Genomic DNA, 19,206 nt, shown 5'->3' with positions numbered 1-19,206 from the left:
AATTGTATGAGATTTGAGAAATAAAAATAGCAATTGTTTAAAACAGTATTAAAATTTTAACATTTTTTAGAATTTTTCTACTCAAAAGCGCAGATAGTTAATGTACCTGGTTATTTATCGCGATAAAACTAAGGCTGATTGTTCCCATTCTCGTTCTTTTTCTTTTCTTTTTCTTCCTGACGTTGTTTTCTTCTCAGTTCTCTTTCTTCCTTTCTGGTTAAAGGAGCAGTAGCTGCTGGAGGAGTTTGAACAGGTTCAACTTTCTTTTCTTCTTTTTTTACTTCAGGTTCAATGGTTACAGGAACGACCGTTTCTGGTGTTTCAGGAACGGTAAAATCTGTTGAATCTACCGCTAAGCTATCAGTTGATGTGGTATCTCTTATAATTCTTGGGCTAGGGCAGTTGTAGGTTCTGGTAATATCAACGGTTGCTTTAGGGAATGGACCATAAGTATAACCAGAGCTTGGATCGAGGTACACTTTCTCCATAAACTTAGCAAAAATGGGTAGTGCCGTTCTTGAGCCTTCTCCTTGTTCGCCGTTTTTAAAGTGTGCCGTTCTTTCATCACAACCCACCCAAACACCAGTTACCAGGTCTTTGGTTAAACCCATGTACCAGGCGTCTACATAATCAGAAGAAGTACCTGTTTTACCGCCTATTTGATTGTTTTTTCTAAATAGATCCGGCCATTCCCATAATGCCTGCGAGGTGCCTTCTGGTTCTTCCATACCACCACGGAACATATAGGTCATTAACCAGGCAATTTCTTCTGTTAAAACCCTTTTTGTTTTAGGTTTAAACTCATCAATTATATTGTTATCCTGATCAGTAATTTTCTCGACTAGAATGGGATCAGTTTTGATGCCTTTATTCATGAAGGTAGCATAAGCTTTTACCATTTCGTAAACTGTAACATCGTTTGAACCTAAACTTACCGATGGGACAGATTCTAAATGGCTATCGATGCCACATTCGTGCGCATATTTTACTACATTATCCCAGCCTACCTTTTCGGTTACCTGAGCCGTAATGGTATTCACTGATTTTGCCATTGCCCACCTTAAACTCATTTCACGGTACGTAACGCTGTAATCGGCATTTTTTGGCTCCCAATATTTGGTTTGGCCTTTTTCCGTATATGGTATTCTAACCGGTTTATCAGTAAATTTATCACAAGGGCTCATGCCTTGTTCTAAGGCCGTTAAATAAGCAAAAGGTTTAAAAGTAGAACCTGCCTGGCGTTTAGATTGATTAACGTGGTCGTATTTGAAAAATTTATGGTCTATACCACCAACCCAAACTTTAATTTTACCACTTGCAGGTTCCATGGTCATCATTCCGGTATTCATTATTTTACCATAATAACGGATAGAATCTAAAGTAGAGAATGAAGTATCGCGATCGCCTTTGTAAGTGAAGATCTGCATCCTTTTCTTTTTATTAAAATAAGCGGTAACAGAATCTGGATTGTTAGGGAATTTCTTCTGTAAAAGCGCATAAATCGGCAAGTTTTTCATCGCCCTGTCGGGATAATTAACCTTTTGCTTTTCCGAATCGTACCAAGGATCTTCGTTGCCCCACACATTATAAAACCTGCGCTGCAAAATCCTCATCTGATCGGCAACTGCTTCCTCAGCATATTTTTGGAGTTTAGAATCGATAGTGGTGTAAATTTTTAATCCATCTTCATAAAGGTCGTAACCATTATCAGTACACCATTTCTCTAAGTATTTTGCAACAGCAGCCCTTAAATAAGAGTCACCATCGCTGCCATCCTGCATTTTGCCTTCTTTTAGTTTAATCGGCTCTTTAGATAATTCGGTTAAACTATCTTTGCTTAGGTACTTGTACTTGTTCATTTGTGCAAGCACCACATTTCTTCTTTCTAAAGCTTTTGCAGGGTTTTTAGTTGGATTATATAAGGTTGTGCCCTTTAGCATACCCACAAGCATGGCTGCATCTGTAGTGGCTAAATCTTTTGTTTCCTTATCAAAATAGATCCGGCTGGCTGTTTTTATCCCGTAAGTGTTATTACCGAAAGAAACAGTATTCAGGTACATGGTGATAATATCATTTTTAGAGTAATTAGATTCTAGTTTTACAGCAGTCATCCATTCCTTTAATTTTACAATTAAGGTTCTTACCAACGGTATTTTGATCAATAATCCCTGCGATTTATTATAACGCGTACGGTAAAGATTTTTTGCCAATTGTTGCGTAATGGTACTGGCCCCACCATCTTTTCCTAAACCAACAACTGCACGGGCAACTGCTTGTACATCAATACCCCAATGTTTGTAGAAACGCACGTCTTCGGTAGCAACCAAAGCCTGCACTACACTGGGCGCAATTTCATTATAATTTACAGGCGTTCTGTTCTCTTTAAAGTATCTGCCAATCAGTTTACCATCGGCAGTGTAAAGTTCTGAACCTACACGAAGAGTAGGTGCTTTAATATCTCGAACACTTGGTGAGTAGCCAAATAGCCACAAAAAGTTTAATTGAAGGGCAGAAAAGAAAATTATTATAAAAAATAAAAATATTGTAGAATAACGTAAGTACTTGTTTTTTATCTCTTTAAACATATTGGATAAGATGATCTTTAGGTAAAAGCTGTGGCGTTAAATATAAAAAACTCTATATGCAAATTAACGTATTTAATTTACTTATTTTTTAGTTCTATATTTAAATTATTGATGCATCGATTTATCTAAAAACAATACATGATTATGAAAAACGAATTTAAAGGATTAATTGTACAGGGCGATAAGAAATTTTCTTTAAAAAACCATAAAACTGATTTTACTGGCGGTTATAATAAAGAAAAAGCTAAAGATGCATTGGTTAATTCGAAAATAGAACTCAATCATTTACAGGAGAGATTATATGCATCCGGAAAACATTCCGTTCTGATTATTTTTCAGGCGATGGATGCAGCAGGGAAAGACAGTGCAATCGAACATGTAATGAGCGGACTAAACCCGCAGGGATGTCAGGTGTATAGTTTTAAGGTGCCAACATCAGAAGAATATGAACATGATTTTTTGTGGAGGCATTATAAAGCTTTACCAGAACGTGGCAGAATAGGTATTCATAACCGTTCGCATTACGAAAACGTTTTGGTTTGTAAGGTGCATCCCGAATATGTTTTAAGCGAAAATATCCCTGGTTTTAATGATGTAAAAAAAATCAATAAAGGTTTTTGGCAGCAGCGTTATAAAAGTATTAAAAATTTTGAGGAGCATTTAACCGCTAATGGAACAGTAATTTTAAAGTTTTTTTTAAATGTGAGCAGGGATGAACAGAAACAACGCTTTTTAGAACGGATAGATGATCCTGCTAAAAATTGGAAATTCTCTTCGGGCGATATTAAAGAAAGGGCTTTGTGGGATAAATACATGGAAGCCTATCAGGATGCAATTAATGAAACAAGCACGGCAGAATCGCCTTGGCACATCATACCTGCCGATAAAAAATGGTTTGCCCGATTGGCAATAAGTGAAATTATTGAAGATAAATTAAAAAGTCTTGACCTGAAGGTTCCTGTTTTGGGTGAAGCAGAAGTGGCCAAACTCGACGAAACAAAAAGTATTTTATTAAGTGAATAAAAAAAATGCAGGTCTATAAGCCGGGTTCTGTTTCCTGATTGCTCAGGATTTCTATCATTTATCCACTATAAACGTTGCCGTTTATCTCTAACGACCTACCCACTAACATCGGACGGGCAGCCCTACGTACGTTAGCCTATTTGGTCTTTCAACTCTCGGGGTTTACAAACCACTACAGTCGCCTATAATGCTCGTGCGCTCTTACCGCACGTTTTCACCCTTACTCCGACATAAGCCAGAGCGGTATATTTTCTGTTGCACTAATCCGTAATTCAGGTTTTCAATCCTGAACCCCTTTCCGTTAGAAAGCGAGATGCCCTGCGTTGCCCGGACTTTCCTCTCTCTCGATTTTACCCAAGACAGCGATAGAACAACCTGCATTTTGCGCAAAGATGGGGTTTTTTAAGCACAATGTATCTAAAATATCATTATTATGATATTTATTCATTGCTATTTTCATAATACAAAAAAATATTTATTTACAATTCTGCAAATCTTTTGAAACCTCAGTGTAAGGCACAAAACCCTGCTTATTGCCAAACGAATTGGTAATATAAACCATTACCTGTGCTACATCAATATCAGCCAGTTCAGGGAAAGCGGGCATTTTTTCTTTGTATTCTTTTCCATGGATGATCAAAAATTCATTTGCACCGTTTTTGATAAAACAAGCTAAGCGGTTTTTGTTTGTTTTTAAAAATACCGAATCAGTTAATGGAGGTGCAAGCTCACCCAATCCTTCACCATTTTCGCCGTGACAATTCTGACACTTGGCTTTATAAATATCTTTTCCGTTAGACATGTAATTCTGTAGATCGATTGTTTCCTGGTTTTGGCAAGATACAATGATGCCTATAATGAAAAGGAAAAAGATTGAATTGATAATGTACTTGCGCATGATGATTTGTAAATAATTAACCACAGATAAGGAAAGATAAACACAGATTTAGCTATTTATCTGTGTTTATCCTATATATCTGTCGTAAAAAACTAGTTTGGTTACATTGGAAATAAATTCTTTTTATTCCGTGTAGATCCGTGTCTCCGTGGCTAATAATTTTACTTTTTGTACTCAGCCAATAAAACGGGAATATCCTTTTTCAATTGTTCTACCTGCTCTTCTTTAGTGCCATCATAAGCACCGCGGATCCGCCTGTCTTTATCGATTAAAACCAGGTATCCTTGATGGATATATCCATCTTTAGCTGTACTATCTTCGCCAACAGCCACTAAATAGTTTTTTTCTGCCAGGGTATATACGCTGTCTTTACTGCCATAAAGAAACTGCCATTTTGGTCCGTCTACACCTAGTTTTTGAGCATATTTTTTTAAAACATGCGGTCTGTCGTATTTAAAATCGATGGTGTGCGAGACAAACATCACATCCGGATTGGTTTTAAATTCATTGTAAACCGTCATTAGGTTGCGGTGCATGGTAGGGCAGATGGTGGTACAAGAAGTAAAGAAAAAATCTGCAATGTAGATTTTACCATCTGTTGCCTTGTTCGTTGTTACTATGCTATCCTGGTTTAAGAAAGACCAATTCGGAATAGTTTGGTAAACGGTATCAATTTTCTCTATTCCAGCTGCATCTTTAACGGTTTCGGCATGACGTTCGCCATAAAAGGGAAGTTTTCTCTCTTGTTTACAAGCGGTAAATATGGAAACAACTAGCAGACAGGTTGCGATGTAAGCAGTAATTTTATTCATGATTTTATTTTAAAATGTAAATATACGACCTCTGTTTTTCAGAAGACAATTAATTATGCTATTGTTACTTTTTAATGTATCTAGCTGGCTCTGCAATAAATTTCTGTTTACAGCTTTCCGAACAAAAAGTATAGATGATTTTATTATAAACGGTAGTTTTAGCTGTCTGGGCTCTTACTTTCATTTTACAAACAGGATCTACCGTTGCTTTCTTTGCAGAATCGATCAGATTTGTTTTTGATCCGTTGATTACCGGTGTCGCATTTGATTTTAATAACAGGGATGTTAATCCAATTAGGATTATTGCGAAATTTAATTTTTTCATTTTGATTTCTTTTAAAGTCCAGGGCCGGATGTTCGAAGACCGAGGTCTAGATACTTAAATTGTTAAGCTTCTATATCTTCGGACTCCTGACATCTGACTTCCCGACTGTTTTATTTAACTTGATATGCGTTTAGCAACGAATCTGATTCTCTCATCACCTTGATATAACTATCTTCCACAGCCCTGATTTTAACCATTTCAGATTTGTAATAATTAAGATCTTCTTGAGCTGTTTTTCCCTTAAAATCATCTTTAAAGAAATGCATCCAATCCATCATTTTTTCATCAGCTGCATTTAACCGCGTAATTAAATCACTGATTTTTTGTTTTTGTACAGCTGAATCTGAAGAAAGTTTAATCTGATCTGAAACCAAGAGTTTATCTAATTTCATTTTATTCTTCACTACTTTTTCCCCATCAATCATTAATTTATCGTGGATGTTAAGTACTTCCTGGCGTATCGCTTTCGAATCAGGCTCCGTTTTACAGGAAAAAAGAAGTGCTGTTGCTATGCTTAACAACAAAATGTTTAATCTGTTCATATGCTGTGATTTAAAAATTATAAGTGATTCCAACATAAACCTTTCCGGCACTCATTGGGTGATCGGTTTCAGCTTCCCAGATATTCTTTTGAATACCTGCATTTAGCGCCACATTTTTATAAAAAACATCTACACCTGCACCGCCCATGAGGTTATTCATGACATGTTCCCCTGTTTTTTGGCCTTGGTATTTTTCTCCGCCAGAATATTCATAAAAAAACTGCGCTGATGGCATAATCTGAATATCTTTCCCAACTCTTTGGGTGTAAAAAATATTCAGGAAACTGGTCGTGCTATTAGCGATACCTTCATCGCGGCTGTTGGTTCCGTTAACCTTGTAAGAGGTATTTAGGCTCGCCCCAAATTTGCCCAAACCTACCATGTAGTTCAGGTATACAAAGCCATCGGTACTTCCTGTTCCGGCCTGCATTAGTGAGGAATAACGGATGCCAGCCGTATTTTTGAAATCGTTTTTGCCTGTTGGCAATTTTATACCGGCCCCGGCAATCAATTGTTGTTTAAAATTATCTTCAAGCTTTTGCACGAGATGGTAGCCTGCATACAGATTAATATCACCCAGGTTAGAGATAGAGGAGGTATATCCATTGTAGCGCTCACTATTGGATACATAGGGTAAAATGGCATTGATTTCCAGTTTGCTGTTAATGAAATATTTACCTCTAACTTCTAAAGAACGGTAAAGTTCATAATCACCTGGATTACCAGCATGATTGGTTATTGGTGAATCCTGGCTTCGCGCTGGGATAAAGAAATTTCCTCCGCTCGGGAATAATGAATGCGATTGTCCTTCGTAGCCGCTAAACGAACGGTAACGGTATAAAACGCTGATGCTGTTGCGGTTGTAATAAGGCGTAATGCCCATAAAACAACCGCAGATATCGCAGGCAAAAACCTGGCCGCTCATGAGTATGAAAATTAAAATCAATAATTTACGACTCGCTGTATAGTGTATTTTTGATAAATTCATTGTCTGTTAATGTTTTTAAAAAAGCCTTGATCTGCTCTTTTTCTGTGGTATTTAAAGGGATGCCATTTTTCAATTGTACATCAAGATTTGTTGAGGCTTTTACGCCAGAATTATAATGTTCCAAAACCTCATCAAAGCTGTAAAAGCGCCCATCGTGCATGTATGGGCTTGTATATTCGATGTTACGTAAGGTGGGTACCCGGAACTTTCCAAAGTCTGAAGCTACGCCGGTAATGTGTGAACGCCCTTCATCGGTACTTACCAGATCTAATCCGTTACTGCGGTAAGAAAAATCTGTGAAAAATGGCGCTGCATGGCAGGATGCACATTTTTCTTTGAACAGATTGTAACCCGCCAATTCTGGAGAGGTAAAAGAGATACCACTCTCTTTACGCATTACCTTATCGTATTTCGAATTTCCTGAAACCAGTACTGCCGTAAATTGTGCAATCGACTTTAAAATCAGTTGCGAATTGATTTCTGTTGAACCATAAGCCTGTTTAAATAATTCGGGATATGGAGCCGTGTTTTTCAGGAACGCAATGATTGTTTGTATATCAGTACCCATTTCGCATGCATCGGTAATGGCGTTTAGTGGCGAAGTTTCGATGTTTTTTACACCACCATCCCAAAAGAACGCTTTTTGCCAGGCCAGATTAAAAAGTGGAGGTGTATTCCGTTTTCCCTGGCAATTATTTACGCCATGACTCACTTTATGATCAAGTTGTGTAAAAGCGGCAAATTGCTGATGACAGCTTCCGCATGAAACACTTTTATCGGCAGATAAGCGGGCCTCGTAAAATAATTTCTTACCCAGCGCAAAACCTGCATTGCTTAATTTATTGTCTTCGAAATTGTATACCGGAGCAGGGAAGTTGGCAGGAACTGAAAAGGTAATTTTCTTTTCCTCTGGCGTTACTTCATCTTCATTCTTGCTACAGGCATACATCAACGCAATGCTTAAAAAAAGCATTGCGAAGACAGTTATTTTCCTTAACATTTAGTTATGAATGTGATCTAAACGAAATAAGCCATTTGCATAGTTGTTGGCTACAATTACAGAATTTGCCCCACCCATGGTTATATTCAAAGTAGCAAAACTCACATCGGTTTTACCTGTAAATAATGCAGCTGCATTTACAATGAAGTGCATATTTGGTTTACTATCTGTTCTCACGCGAAGTGGATTTGCTGCATTAATCTCCGTAGCGAATGTTCTGATCGTATTGTTTGGATCGGTAACACCACCGATATGAAAAGTAAGTGTATTTCCAGCTGCTATTGATTGCGGTGAAGTTCCCTCTAGTTTAACGAATATGTAACCACTGTTCCAGGTCCAGAACATGCCGTTGATCGGATCTAGGGCACCAGTTTGTGCTCCAGCAAAATTACGGGCATAATCTACGCCAATGGTGTATTCTATTTTGGTATAATCACCTGTTGGTACATCTTTTAATGTAATGTTAGTCGATTCTGATTTGGAAGCATCGATTAAGAAATAACTTTCCGGAATGAGATAAGTTGTACCATCGGCTTTGCTTAATTTAATGTTGCTTACGTAGTATTTAAATACATTGATCTTAAAATCTTCGCCTTTGGCATTTTTGTAAGTTGTGGTGTTTAAAACCAAAGGACTTCCATTTACCTGATTTTCGAATTCAATAGAGAAAGTAGATTTGGTATCTGCGACAACTTCATCGGTATTTTTTTTGCAAGAAGATAATAATATAATAGGGCATAACAATGCCAAAAAGTATTGTGATAATTTCATTTTAAGAAAATTGGATAAGTAAAAATTAATTTGCTGTCATTCTGAATGCAATGAAGAATCTCTAGCATTTTAGCAGAAATTGACATTACAGAAAATGGCAGCCTAGTGGTTGTTATAAATGAGATTCTTCGCTTCGCTCAGAATGACAGATAGCCATACTTTGCAATAGCATAAGCTTTCGCATAAAAAAACATAAAAAAAGACTTAAACCGTTTTCGGTGGATGAAAAATAGAGATAGAAAGATCTTTAACTGGTTTTTCGATGTAAAGATTTTCTGAAGTGATAATGAAATAGGGAAGATGGTGGTTTAATGCTATTGTCTGAAAACGAGGTTCAGCCTCTACAACTCTTTTCAGGTTTTCCTGAGCCTGTTTGTTTTTACCCTCAAGCTCTTTTAGTTTTTTAGCTAAGAAACACTGCCCATCACAATGCAGTTCCGGATGTTCTTTATTGATACAAAATACACTGGTGATGTATTCTTTGTTCATTTTATAACCAGAATAGATCACCAATTGCATGAAACCGTTGCTAACGGTGCATGTAATGACAAGATATATTAAGATTTTTTTGAACATGGTATTGCGCTGCAAAAGTATTAAAGAAATTGGTTGCAGCAAAGAAAAAATAAGAAAGACGCAGATTTTTTACTTCTAGAGGGTAGGTTTAAACTTTGTATAGTTTGAAATTTTCCAGAAATTTAAAATCCTTAAGATTTAAGGTATAAAGTTCCAGATCATGAAATATTGATGTAGATGCAATTAAAGCATCGGGCAGATTAAGATTATGTGATAAAGAAAACTGTTCAACCAGCTTTACTGCTTGGGTAGATATTGGTGAAGAAATTGGTAGAACAATTAATTTATCTATATCTTTTCTGATCAGATTTAATTCTCTTTTATTTCTTGCTCCATAAAGTAATTCTGCACTAGTAACATCAGAAATAGCAACATTATCTTGGCCAATTTTTTCAAAGACTTCAATGATTAAATCATTGCCTTTATAAATTTCGATAAAAATGTTTGTATCACATAAAACCATTACCTTTTCCAAGCTTTATCTCTAAGTTCCTCTGAGTTAATGCTGTAGTCACTCCAAATGCCTTTAGATAAAGAAAATTTGGTTGTTTTAGTTGATTTCTTTGACGATACGGTTCTCAATTCAACATCAATGTCTGATGATTTTAGAAAAGCTAATAACGCATCGATTTTGCTTTGTTCTACATTATCTTTTAAAATTATCTCAGTCATAAGTCTATTCTTTAATAGGTGTAAATATACGCAATCTATTTTTATTGACGGATTTAGCATCTGATATTTTGTTTTTGCCACAGAATTACAAAGGAAACAGAAAATTTATTATTCGCACTTCTTCAGCGACTAAATCCTATAATTTCAACTGTCTTTTTAGTTAATCAGATTTTTATTTATCTTGCATTACACAAAAAATGAAACCTATGAAATTATTTAAAACTATCGCGTTGATGATGGTATTATCCTCATGTGCCAAAAAAGAGGTGCCGGTTGTACCACCAATCTTTAACGATCCAAACTGGACGAGAATTGAAATTGCAGATGGGAAAGAAGCGCACGCTGTTTACGGGAGCATTGATGATACTTTAATGGTATCTACGCTTACTGAGATCTATCAAACGACCGATAAGGGCAAAACCTGGCTCAAAACAAAGGTGAATCATCAACCTATTTATGGTTTTCTGTCGGTTAAGGATACCGTTTTTGCACTACAATCTAATGGTTTGCTGAATGATAATCTAAGAATGGCAACCTTTAGTCAGTATTTCAGTCTGGATAAGGGTTTTACTTGGGATTGGTGCAGCAAATTTAGGATATCAGAGCAAAGATTTCAGGAATTTGCAACTGTTTCAGTAAATAACCTGCTTAAAATTAAGCTGAAAGAAAATATAGAGCCTTTTGATGAGAATTCAGCTCCATGGTCTGGCTATGTACTAAAAAGTGATATTCAGGTTTTTAAAAATGGAACTTCAAAAATACTCCAGGTTCCGTTTGATAACCAGATCAATAATGTACATGTAGATAAATCTGGAAAACTCTATGTTTCTGTCGGAAGAGGTATTCACGATAAAAAAACGGGTAAGTATTTATCTTCCGAAAAAAGTCAATCGGCTATTATTTATATTTCTAAAAAAAATGTAAAGCAGTTGATGGATTAAAAGTAGAATATAATCGTCATGCTGAATTTATCAGCATCTTTCATGCTAATGAGCCCCTCAAATAAATCCGATAGCTATCGGATCAGAGTGACGGAACTAAACAAAAAAACACAGATGAAAATCATTCATCTGTGTTAATCCTCATTATCTGTGGTTAAAATTATAAAACTATGCCTGCAAATCGGTCATTACTGCTTTGATTTTATCACCAAGTTGTGCGTTAACCTTGTCAAAATCTTTTCTATCGGCTAAAGGTGCATTTACACTGCAATAGAATTTAATTTTCGGCTCAGTTCCACTCGGACGCGCAGAAACAATACTGCCATCTTCAGTAATAAACTGTAAAACATCAGAAGTTGGGTAATCCAGTTTAGTTACTTTTCCGGTTGCCAAATCAGTTTCCTGACTTAATTCATAATCTTTCAGTACTGAAACTTTCGAGCCGCCCAATGTTGCAGGGGGGGTTTCTCTGAATTTAACCATCATAGCTTTGATTTCTTCAGCACCTGATTTGCCTTTTTTGGTTAGTGAAACCAGGTCTTCTTTGTAAAGGCCATATTCTACATACATATCTAACAATGCATTGTATAAACTTGCACCCTTATCTTTATAGTAAGCAGTCATTTCAGAGATAAAAGCCGCAGAAACTACCGCATCTTTATCACGAACTAAATCGCCGATTAAGTAGCCGTAACTTTCTTCACCACCACCGATAAAGTATTTTTTACCTTCTAACTCCGTCATTAATTGACCGATGTATTTAAATCCTGTTAAGGTATTGTAGTAGGTTACATTTTTCTTTTTGGCAATTTCTTCGATCAGGTTAGAGGTTACAATAGTTTTTACAATAAACTGATTGCCATCTAATTTGCCGCTGTCTTGCCAGGCTGATAACAGGTAATTGATTAATAAACTACCAGTTTGGTTACCGTTAAGTAGTACCCATTCGTCATTATTATCTTTTACTGCAATACCTACACGGTCAGCATCAGGATCGGTAGCCAAAACTAAATCAGCATCAATTTCCTTTGCTTTGTTCATTGCTAAAGTCAATGCATCTTTTTCCTCTGGATTTGGATACACTACGGTAGGGAAATTTCCGTCTGGTGTGCTTTGTTCTTCAACCAGGATTACGTTTGTAAAACCAAACTGAGCCAAAGCTTTTGGTACCAGGGTAATTCCAGTTCCGTGGATAGGAGAATATACAATTTTTAAATCGTGCTGTCTTTTAATGGCTTCTGGAGAAATAGAAAGTGCAGTGATTCCATCTAAATACAGTTTGTCTACATCTTCTCCAATCAGTTCGATATTCGCCTCAACACGGTCGAACTTAACTTCGTCGATACTTTTAATCTTATTTACTTCATCAATCACCAATTTATCATCAGGAGAAGTAAATTGACCACCATCTGCACCATAGGCCTTATAACCGTTATATTCTTTAGGGTTATGCGAGGCAGTTAACATTACACCGCTTTTGCAACCAAAATGGCGCACAGCGAAAGAAAGTTCAGGTGTTGGCCTTAATGCAGAGAAAAAATAAACGTGGATGCCGTTTGCAGAGAATACATCTGCTGTAATTTTAGCGAAATAATCAGAGTTATTGCGACTATCGTGGGCAATGGCAACCTTGATTTTTTCGTGAGGGTACTTGTTGTTTAAATAATTAGCCAATCCTTGGGTAGCCGTTCCAATAGTGTATTTGTTGATCCGGTTAGAACCGGCCCCCATAATGCCACGTAGGCCACCAGTTCCAAACTCTAAACTCCTATAAAATGCATCTGTTAATTCGGTAGTTGCATCTTTATCTACAAGGGCCTGTATTTCTGCCTTGGTATTTTCATCATAATTTCCACTTAACCACTGATTAATTGTGGCTTGTGTTGATTGGTCAATTGCCTGCATTGAGCTGTTTTTTAAATTTAATATCTGGTGTTGAACAAATTTTATTGAATGATGTTTGGTTGAAACGCATTTATTTCAGCCCATCCAAATTTTATTTTGTTGAGGGTGTTGCTTTTAAGCTGCTTTTGTTTAATTTCACGCCCCGATACAATAATAAAGAAAATTACATATTCTAGTATTTAAAATTGAAACCATCATAATTTTCTATAGCCAAAAGTAAATAAATAAATTATGATAGCTTCATTACCGTTAAAAACAATAAGCAAGTAAATGAAAATATTAAAATTTGGGGGTACTTCAGTAGGTAGTCCTGAGCGCATGACGAAGTTGTTGGATATCGTTAATCCAAATGAAGAGCAGATTGTAGTATTATCAGCCGTGTCTGGTACTACAAATAGTTTAGTAGAAATTGCAAATTATTTTTTAGCTGGAGATAAGAAGAAGGGAAGCGAGTGTGTGGAAAATCTATACCAGAAATATAAAGCTTTTGTTGTTGAATTGTTGCCTGCTGCCGAATTTCAAGAGCAGGGCAATGAAGTGATCAATTATCACTTTGGTTTCTTAGCTGGCTTAGCGAACGATATTTTTACTCCAATTGAAGAGAAAGTTGTGTTGGCCCAAGGTGAATTGTTATCTACAACTTTGTACCATATTTATTTAAAATCTATCGGCGTACCCTCGGTATTATTGCCGGCTTTAGATTTCATGAAAACGGATGAGGATAACGAGCCTGATATTCCTTTTACAACGAAACATTTAATGCCTCTTTTGGAGCAGCATAAAGACAATAAATTATTCATTACGCAAGGATACATCTGTCGCAACAGTTTTGGCGAGGTAGATAATCTACGTCGCGGTGGTAGTGATTATACGGCATCATTATTAGGTGCAGCAATTATGGCGGAAGAAGTTCAAATCTGGACGGATATTGACGGCATGCACAACAACGATCCACGTATTGTTAAAGGCACTAAACCAATTGCACAGTTATCTTTTGATGAAGCAGCTGAGTTAGCTTATTTTGGTGCAAAGATTTTGCATCCCCAATCAGTTTTCCCAGCTCAGAAATATAAAATTCCGGTTCGTTTGTTAAACACGATGGAGCCTTCAGCTGCAGGTACTTTAATTACACACAATAGCGAAAAAGGAAAAATTAAATCTATAGCCGCTAAAGATGGCATCACGGCAATCCGTATTCAATCGAGCCGTATGTTGTTGGCTTATGGTTTCTTACGCCGTGTTTTTGAAGTTTTTGAGCGTTATAAAACACCGATCGATATGATTACCACTTCTGAGGTTGCCGTATCGTTAACAATTGATGAAACAGCTCATTTGCCACAGATTATTGAAGAACTGGAAAGTTTCGGAACAGTAGAAGTAGATACTAACCACAGCATTGTGTGTGTAGTGGGCGATTTCGGTTCGGAGAAACATGGTTTCGCCAGCAGGGTTTTAGAAGGTTTAAAACACATTCCGATCCGTATGATTTCTTATGGCGGAAGCAATTACAACGTTTCGCTTTTAATATTAAGTGAGTATAAAACCGAAGCTTTAAGAAGCCTGCACAATAGACTATTCGAATAAGAGGAAAAAAGCGCCGATGATGACCAGCAATCCGATAAGGAAGTGAAAAGCCAGAAAGCTTGCCGGTAGCAAACCGTTTTTATGTTTTTTGTAGGAGTTATACAATCCTGCAGAAAGAATAAGAATAATAAATATGGCGGCTGCTATCTTCATTTTTTGATAAATAAGAGGAACAGTACAATGAAGAGTAACACGATAAAAAAACGGATTTTTCCATTGTATTGTTTCTGGGTAATTCTTCCATGCTTTAAATCCAGGTAGTTGCCCAAATATATTAGCCCAAAGAATAAAATTAAAATTATAATAAGGAATTTGAACATGTTCGCCGATAAAGATATATCAAAGTTTAACAATATAGAAACGCCTTTTTACTACTATGATACCGATCTGTTGCAAAAAACCTTGCGCACCTGTGCAGATGCAGCGGCTCCGTATCAATTTCACATTCACTATGCACTAAAGGCAAACTTTAATTCTGTGCTGTTAAACCAGATTAAAGAAATTGGTTTTGGTGCAGATTGCGTAAGTGCAGGAGAGGTGAGAAGAGCTGTTGAAGTAGGCTTTGACAACAAAAAAATCGTTTTTGCCGGAGTAGGTAAATCTGACAAAGAAATTAACGAAGCCCTTGATCTTGATATTTTCTGCTTTAATGTAGAATCTATCCAGGAATTAGAGGTGCTAAATGAACTTGCTGGTAAAAAGGGTAAAAGAGCTCAGGTAGCTATTCGCATAAACCCTAATGTGGATGCACATACACACCACAACATTACCACTGGTTTAGACGAAAATAAATTTGGGATCAACTCCTGGGATTTGCCAGAGTGCGCAGAAACTTTAAAGGCATCTCCAAACCTGAGATTTATTGGTATCCATTTTCATATTGGCTCGCAGATTACCAATTTGGATGTGTACAAAAACCTTTGTGTGCGTGTAAACGAATTTGCAGCCTGGTTTGAAGATAAAGGTTTTAGCCTAAAAGTATTAAATGTTGGTGGTGGCTTAGGCATCGATTATTACAATCCTGATCACCAGATTCCTGACTTTGAATCTTATTTTAAGATTTTCAATGAATTTTTGACTGTTAAACCTGGTCAGGAAGTACATTTTGAATTGGGCAGGGCATTGGTTGGTCAATCGGCTTCATTGATTACCCGTGTACTTTACATTAAAAACGGAAAGAAGAAAAACTTCGTGGTTTTAGATGCCGGTATGACTGAATTGATGCGCCCAGCCCTATATCAAGCCTATCACAAAATCGAAAATCTTAGCCAGTCTGGAGTAACGAGTTCGAAATCCGAAGTCGTTAAATATGATATCGTAGGGCCCATCTGCGAGAGTACAGATTGCTTTGGTAAAGAAGTAGAGCAACCTGAGTCGTTCAGAGGTGATATTTTTGCCATCCGTAGTGCTGGTGCCTATGGTGAGGTGATGGCTTCGAAGTATAACTTAAGGGATGCAATAAGATCGGTTTATAGTTACGAGATATAGTATAAAGGATTTCGTCATAGCGAAGTACTGAATATCTGGTATATCAAGACCCTGAAATAAATTCAGGGTGACGACCGGAGTTGATACCTCGCAATGATGAATCCTATTTTAAATTGTCTCCAAGTATAACTTCTGTAGATCTACAGCCGAAATATCCTTTGCATCAAGCGTATGGATGAGTGAGCCTTGACGCATAATGCCTATTCTTGTACCTACATTAACCGCATTAAAAATATCATGAGTAGCCATAAAAACGCTGCGGCCATCCCGCGATAGCTGTTTTACAATTTCGCTAAACTCATTTGTAGCTTTAGGATCGAGGCCACTTGTTGGTTCATCCATTAGAATAACCTTGGCATTTTTAGCTACCGCAATGGCTATCCCTACTTTTTGCCGCATCCCTTTACTGTAACTGCCAACTCTTCTATGAAAGACGTCGGCCTGTAAACCTGCTTGAAGCAAAAATCCTTCAAGTTCGTTTATTTTATATTTATAACCTGCAATACGGCTAAAGAAATCGAGGTTTTCTATACTGCTCAGGTGACCATAAAGCATCACCACTTCTGGAATGTAAGCTAAAAACTGCTTAGTTTGCTCGTTGTTTGGGCTAACTACTATGTTATTTACCTTTGCTTCACCACTGCTTGCTGCCGTAAAACCAAGAAAAAGATTTATAGTAGTGGTTTTGCCCGCACCGTTCTGTCCAAGCAAACAAAATACTTCCCCAGCCTCTACCTTTAAATTTAAATTATTTAAGGCAATATGTTCCTGGTATTTTTTTGTTAATCCAATGGCTTCTAGCATAATTAAAGAAAAAGATTAAAATTTTACACTTAATGAAAGTCTGACGGTAAAGGGCTCGCCTTCGATAAAGAAGTAATTATTCCCCGGGTATGGAAAATCCGTGGTAATATCTCCTGAAGCCATATAACGCTTATTGGTTAAATTATCTGCAATTAGCCTAAATATATACTTAGGATTGCTAAAACTCAAACCTGCATCAAATTTAGTATAGTTGGGCAGGTAAGTATCCTTTTGACTGATTGCGGAAAGTTTGGTGATGGTGGTTTGCCCTGCGCTGATCGAAATTTTATTATAACCGTTTAAAGGAATACTGTATTGGAGCCAGGTATTAAACACTTGTTGAGGTACATCGGGCATCTTTTGTCCCACAATTGATGGATCGTCGGCTGTTGGGGTAAGGTTATTGTCTTTGGATATTTTGGCATCCACATAGGTGTAATTCATGATCAGTGATAAGCGATCGGTAATATTCCCAATTACATCCACTTCAAAACCATTGCTTACTACCTCGCCTAATTGAAGGTAATAGGCAATTGCCCCTGCAGAAGCCGCATAACTTCTAAAATCTCTCGCCGCTACATTTCTTTTTACGGTATGGAAACCGTTTATGGTGGTCAACAAACGACCTTTAAACCAGTTCTTTTTAATGCCAAGTTCAAAATTATTGCCGAGCTCAGGATCAACAGATTTAGATTCGGTAACAGTTTTTTGTCCATTCTGAGGACCATCAATAGTAGCCGTAACTACCTGACCTGTTTTAGGCACAAATGATTGATCGAACAGAAAGTATATAGAAGATGTAGAGTCAGGCATAAAACTTAGGGCAGCTCTTGGCGAAAATGCATGCTGTTTGTAATAATCCGGTGTACGTGGACCTTTTGTAGTGGTTAAAATATTCCGGTTACGGTAATCCGTATAACGTGCACCAATCGTCAGCAAAAAATTATCGAGCGTTACATTGTCGTAAACATACGCTGCAGAATAATGAATATGGTTTTCCTGTCTGATTGATCTTTTGGTAACGCTTACCGTATTTGGATCTACATAAAAATTTGGATTACTCCGTTCGAAAGCAAATGAGCTGCTTCCATAATAGGTAGATAGAGAATCCTTTCCTGTGGTATAATCGCTTCCGATTAACAAAATATGTTTGAGGGAACCTGTCTTAAATTTACCCGACAAAAATAAGTTGGTGTTGTAGGTTTCACCCAATATATTTGAGTTGCTCGCAATACGGTTCGTTTTACCCTGATCGTTAAAACTGATCGAAGTCCGGTTATTTGCCGATACCATGTACCATTGATTGGCAGGTGCCTTAACAAAGTTCGATTGGGAGGTAATCTGCCAGTTATCATTAAATCTATGAACCGCATTAAACCTAAAGGTATGTGTTTGTGAAACACTTAAAGGCAACCCAATACCGGCACTGAAATTTAAGCTGATGGGATCTTGCAATACATCTTTATCCTGACGTAATTTATTGATAGAAGAACCATTTTTAACTTCCCCACGGATGTAATTGTATTCGGCAATTAAATAAGTGCGTGGACTAAAATTGTATTGTAGCACTGGAGCAATTACATATTTGGTGGTTTTCATGTAATTGAGGTAAGAATTCTGATGCTGAAAAGCTGTATTTAATCGATAAGAAAAGCCTTTGCTTTTTAATGCGCTCCCAATATCAGCAGTAGCCCGGAAAAGGTTATAATTGCCACCCGTAACCTGTACATTTAACAATTTTTCCTTTGGCGATTTGGTTACAATATTCAGCGTTCCTCCGGGCTCGCCCAATGCACTGATAAACCCTGCTGGTCCTTTAATAAATTCAAGGTTTTCGATGATAGCCTCATCATCTAGCGTTGCGCCCAAAACCAATCGGTTTGGCATTCCATTAATGGTGGTTGCAGCATTAAACCCCCTCACTTTTATCGATGCAGAATTATCGAAAGGCGAACTGTTGTATCCAAAATATACCCCACTGGCATTTCTGGCCATATCTTTTAATTGTAATCCACCTTGTTGCTGTATTAGGGCAGAAGAGATGCTGATGATATTCTGTGGCAGCTGTAATAACGGAATCTGAATCCTCAAACTATTGGACAAAGTGTCTTTTTGTAGTTTGATTGCCTTCTGACCATCAATACGGACTTCATTAAGCTGACGTACTTTGGCAGTAGAATCCTGTACAGATCTGCTCCGCTTTTCGTGCTGGGCATAAACCTGTTGTATCGAAATCAATAAAAATAAGATGAGGTAAAATTTTTTATTCATTTTTTGTGTGTGATTGACGTA

Annotated in this window: 18 protein-coding genes and 1 other RNA gene; 4 read left to right on the top strand and 15 right to left on the bottom strand. The window is 37.1% G+C overall.

Annotated features, from left to right (window positions below; genetic code table 11):
- Positions 1 to 128 precede the first annotated feature (128 nt).
- On the bottom strand, positions 129 to 2,585 hold the full coding sequence (locus tag EYS08_RS18525) for a transglycosylase domain-containing protein (RefSeq protein WP_131031509.1): 2,457 nt from the start codon (positions 2,583 to 2,585) through the stop codon (positions 129 to 131).
- A 144-nt stretch (positions 2,586 to 2,729) separates the two neighbouring features.
- On the opposite strand from EYS08_RS18525, the gene EYS08_RS18520 reads away from it, so the two are divergent.
- Entirely contained in the window at positions 2,730 to 3,608 is an 879-nt protein-coding gene (locus EYS08_RS18520; protein WP_131031508.1) for a polyphosphate kinase 2 family protein, read from the top strand.
- Here the strand turns inward: EYS08_RS18520 and rnpB are convergent.
- The 11 genes from rnpB to EYS08_RS18465 form a co-directional block, all read right to left on the bottom strand.
- Positions 3,609 to 3,990: RNase P RNA component class A (gene rnpB / locus EYS08_RS18515), an RNA gene on the bottom strand. It lies immediately after the preceding gene.
- A 93-nt stretch (positions 3,991 to 4,083) separates the two neighbouring features.
- Complete coding sequence (locus EYS08_RS18510) at positions 4,084 to 4,506, bottom strand: c-type cytochrome (protein ID WP_131031507.1); 423 nt, start codon at positions 4,504 to 4,506, stop codon at positions 4,084 to 4,086.
- 161 nt (positions 4,507 to 4,667) lie between these two features.
- Positions 4,668 to 5,318 (bottom strand): SCO family protein, encoded by a 651-nt coding sequence (locus tag EYS08_RS18505; RefSeq protein ID WP_131031506.1) that lies wholly within the window; start codon positions 5,316 to 5,318, stop codon positions 4,668 to 4,670.
- Positions 5,319 to 5,382: 64 nt separating this feature from the next.
- On the bottom strand, positions 5,383 to 5,643 hold the full coding sequence (locus EYS08_RS18500) for a YHS domain-containing protein (protein ID WP_131031505.1): 261 nt from the start codon (positions 5,641 to 5,643) through the stop codon (positions 5,383 to 5,385).
- A gap of 110 nt (positions 5,644 to 5,753) precedes the next feature.
- Positions 5,754 to 6,185, bottom strand: a complete 432-nt coding sequence (locus EYS08_RS18495; RefSeq protein WP_131031504.1) for a hypothetical protein — start codon at positions 6,183 to 6,185, stop codon at positions 5,754 to 5,756.
- A 10-nt stretch (positions 6,186 to 6,195) separates the two neighbouring features.
- Positions 6,196 to 7,110 carry a transporter gene (locus EYS08_RS26360; RefSeq protein WP_244215998.1) on the bottom strand — a complete coding sequence of 305 codons (915 nt, stop codon included), beginning with the start codon at positions 7,108 to 7,110 and terminating at the stop codon, positions 6,196 to 6,198.
- A gap of 25 nt (positions 7,111 to 7,135) precedes the next feature.
- Entirely contained in the window at positions 7,136 to 8,146 is a 1,011-nt protein-coding gene (locus EYS08_RS18485; RefSeq protein WP_244215997.1) for a cytochrome-c peroxidase, read from the bottom strand.
- A 27-nt stretch (positions 8,147 to 8,173) separates the two neighbouring features.
- A complete protein-coding gene (locus EYS08_RS18480; RefSeq protein ID WP_131031503.1) occupies positions 8,174 to 8,944 on the bottom strand; it encodes an MbnP family protein in 771 nt (256 codons plus the stop codon).
- A 204-nt stretch (positions 8,945 to 9,148) separates the two neighbouring features.
- The gene (locus tag EYS08_RS18475) at positions 9,149 to 9,433 is read right to left on the bottom strand and encodes a hypothetical protein (protein WP_131031502.1); all 285 of its coding nucleotides are present in this window, start codon (positions 9,431 to 9,433) and stop codon (positions 9,149 to 9,151) included.
- A 175-nt stretch (positions 9,434 to 9,608) separates the two neighbouring features.
- Positions 9,609 to 9,995: a type II toxin-antitoxin system VapC family toxin gene (locus tag EYS08_RS18470; protein ID WP_208745899.1), complete on the bottom strand. Its 387-nt coding sequence runs from the start codon at positions 9,993 to 9,995 to the stop codon at positions 9,609 to 9,611.
- Positions 9,983 to 10,192, bottom strand: a complete 210-nt coding sequence (locus tag EYS08_RS18465; protein WP_131031501.1) for a hypothetical protein — start codon at positions 10,190 to 10,192, stop codon at positions 9,983 to 9,985. Before EYS08_RS18465 ends, EYS08_RS18470 begins: the two co-directional genes overlap by 13 nt.
- Positions 10,193 to 10,398: 206 nt before the next feature.
- On the opposite strand from EYS08_RS18465, the gene EYS08_RS18460 reads away from it, so the two are divergent.
- Positions 10,399 to 11,133 carry a beta propeller repeat protein gene (locus tag EYS08_RS18460; RefSeq protein WP_131031500.1) on the top strand — a complete coding sequence of 245 codons (735 nt, stop codon included), beginning with the start codon at positions 10,399 to 10,401 and terminating at the stop codon, positions 11,131 to 11,133.
- A 168-nt stretch (positions 11,134 to 11,301) separates the two neighbouring features.
- Here EYS08_RS18460 and EYS08_RS18455 read toward each other — a convergent pair whose 3' ends face one another.
- The gene (locus tag EYS08_RS18455; protein WP_131031499.1) at positions 11,302 to 13,038 is read right to left on the bottom strand and encodes a phospho-sugar mutase; all 1,737 of its coding nucleotides are present in this window, start codon (positions 13,036 to 13,038) and stop codon (positions 11,302 to 11,304) included.
- A 270-nt stretch (positions 13,039 to 13,308) separates the two neighbouring features.
- Here EYS08_RS18455 and EYS08_RS18450 point away from each other — a divergent pair, with 270 nt between their 5' ends.
- Positions 13,309 to 14,622, top strand: coding sequence for an aspartate kinase (locus EYS08_RS18450; protein WP_131031498.1), 1,314 nt, complete (start codon positions 13,309 to 13,311; stop codon positions 14,620 to 14,622).
- Positions 14,623 to 14,940: 318 nt separating this feature from the next.
- Entirely contained in the window at positions 14,941 to 16,110 is a 1,170-nt protein-coding gene (lysA, locus tag EYS08_RS18445) for a diaminopimelate decarboxylase (RefSeq protein WP_131031497.1), read from the top strand.
- Between the two features lie 108 nt (positions 16,111 to 16,218).
- Here the strand turns inward: lysA and EYS08_RS18440 are convergent, their stop codons facing one another.
- Positions 16,219 to 16,914 carry an ABC transporter ATP-binding protein gene (locus EYS08_RS18440; RefSeq protein ID WP_131031496.1) on the bottom strand — a complete coding sequence of 232 codons (696 nt, stop codon included), beginning with the start codon at positions 16,912 to 16,914 and terminating at the stop codon, positions 16,219 to 16,221.
- 15 nt (positions 16,915 to 16,929) lie between these two features.
- Positions 16,930 to 19,185, bottom strand: coding sequence for a TonB-dependent siderophore receptor (locus EYS08_RS18435; RefSeq protein WP_131031495.1), 2,256 nt, complete (start codon positions 19,183 to 19,185; stop codon positions 16,930 to 16,932).
- Between the last annotated feature and the right edge of the window lie 21 nt (positions 19,186 to 19,206).

The sequence above is a fragment of the Pedobacter kyonggii genome (genome assembly GCF_004310665.1).
GTDB lineage: Bacteria > Bacteroidota > Bacteroidia > Sphingobacteriales > Sphingobacteriaceae > Pedobacter > Pedobacter kyonggii.
The sequence above is the reverse complement of the archived record's forward strand: the minus strand, read 5'-3'. Positions and strand labels throughout refer to the sequence as shown.

Coding starts and splice junctions, on each gene's coding strand:
- EYS08_RS18465 (WP_131031501.1), bottom strand. CDS start 10,192: ATGACTGAGATAATTTTAAAAGATAATGTAGAACAAAGCAAAATCGAT.
- EYS08_RS18455 (WP_131031499.1), bottom strand. CDS start 13,038: ATGCAGGCAATTGACCAATCAACACAAGCCACAATTAATCAGTGGTTA.
- EYS08_RS18505 (WP_131031506.1), bottom strand. CDS start 5,318: ATGAATAAAATTACTGCTTACATCGCAACCTGTCTGCTAGTTGTTTCC.
- EYS08_RS18450 (WP_131031498.1), top strand. CDS start 13,309: ATGAAAATATTAAAATTTGGGGGTACTTCAGTAGGTAGTCCTGAGCGC.
- EYS08_RS18460 (WP_131031500.1), top strand. CDS start 10,399: ATGAAATTATTTAAAACTATCGCGTTGATGATGGTATTATCCTCATGT.
- EYS08_RS18480 (WP_131031503.1), bottom strand. CDS start 8,944: ATGAAATTATCACAATACTTTTTGGCATTGTTATGCCCTATTATATTA.
- EYS08_RS18440 (WP_131031496.1), bottom strand. CDS start 16,914: ATGCTAGAAGCCATTGGATTAACAAAAAAATACCAGGAACATATTGCC.
- EYS08_RS26360 (WP_244215998.1), bottom strand. CDS start 7,110: ATGAGCGGCCAGGTTTTTGCCTGCGATATCTGCGGTTGTTTTATGGGC.
- EYS08_RS18485 (WP_244215997.1), bottom strand. CDS start 8,146: ATGCTTTTTTTAAGCATTGCGTTGATGTATGCCTGTAGCAAGAATGAA.
- EYS08_RS18500 (WP_131031505.1), bottom strand. CDS start 5,643: ATGAAAAAATTAAATTTCGCAATAATCCTAATTGGATTAACATCCCTG.
- lysA (WP_131031497.1), top strand. CDS start 14,941: ATGTTCGCCGATAAAGATATATCAAAGTTTAACAATATAGAAACGCCT.
- EYS08_RS18475 (WP_131031502.1), bottom strand. CDS start 9,433: ATGAACAAAGAATACATCACCAGTGTATTTTGTATCAATAAAGAACAT.
- EYS08_RS18510 (WP_131031507.1), bottom strand. CDS start 4,506: ATGCGCAAGTACATTATCAATTCAATCTTTTTCCTTTTCATTATAGGC.
- EYS08_RS18520 (WP_131031508.1), top strand. CDS start 2,730: ATGAAAAACGAATTTAAAGGATTAATTGTACAGGGCGATAAGAAATTT.
- EYS08_RS18525 (WP_131031509.1), bottom strand. CDS start 2,585: ATGTTTAAAGAGATAAAAAACAAGTACTTACGTTATTCTACAATATTT.
- EYS08_RS18495 (WP_131031504.1), bottom strand. CDS start 6,185: ATGAACAGATTAAACATTTTGTTGTTAAGCATAGCAACAGCACTTCTT.
- EYS08_RS18435 (WP_131031495.1), bottom strand. CDS start 19,185: ATGAATAAAAAATTTTACCTCATCTTATTTTTATTGATTTCGATACAA.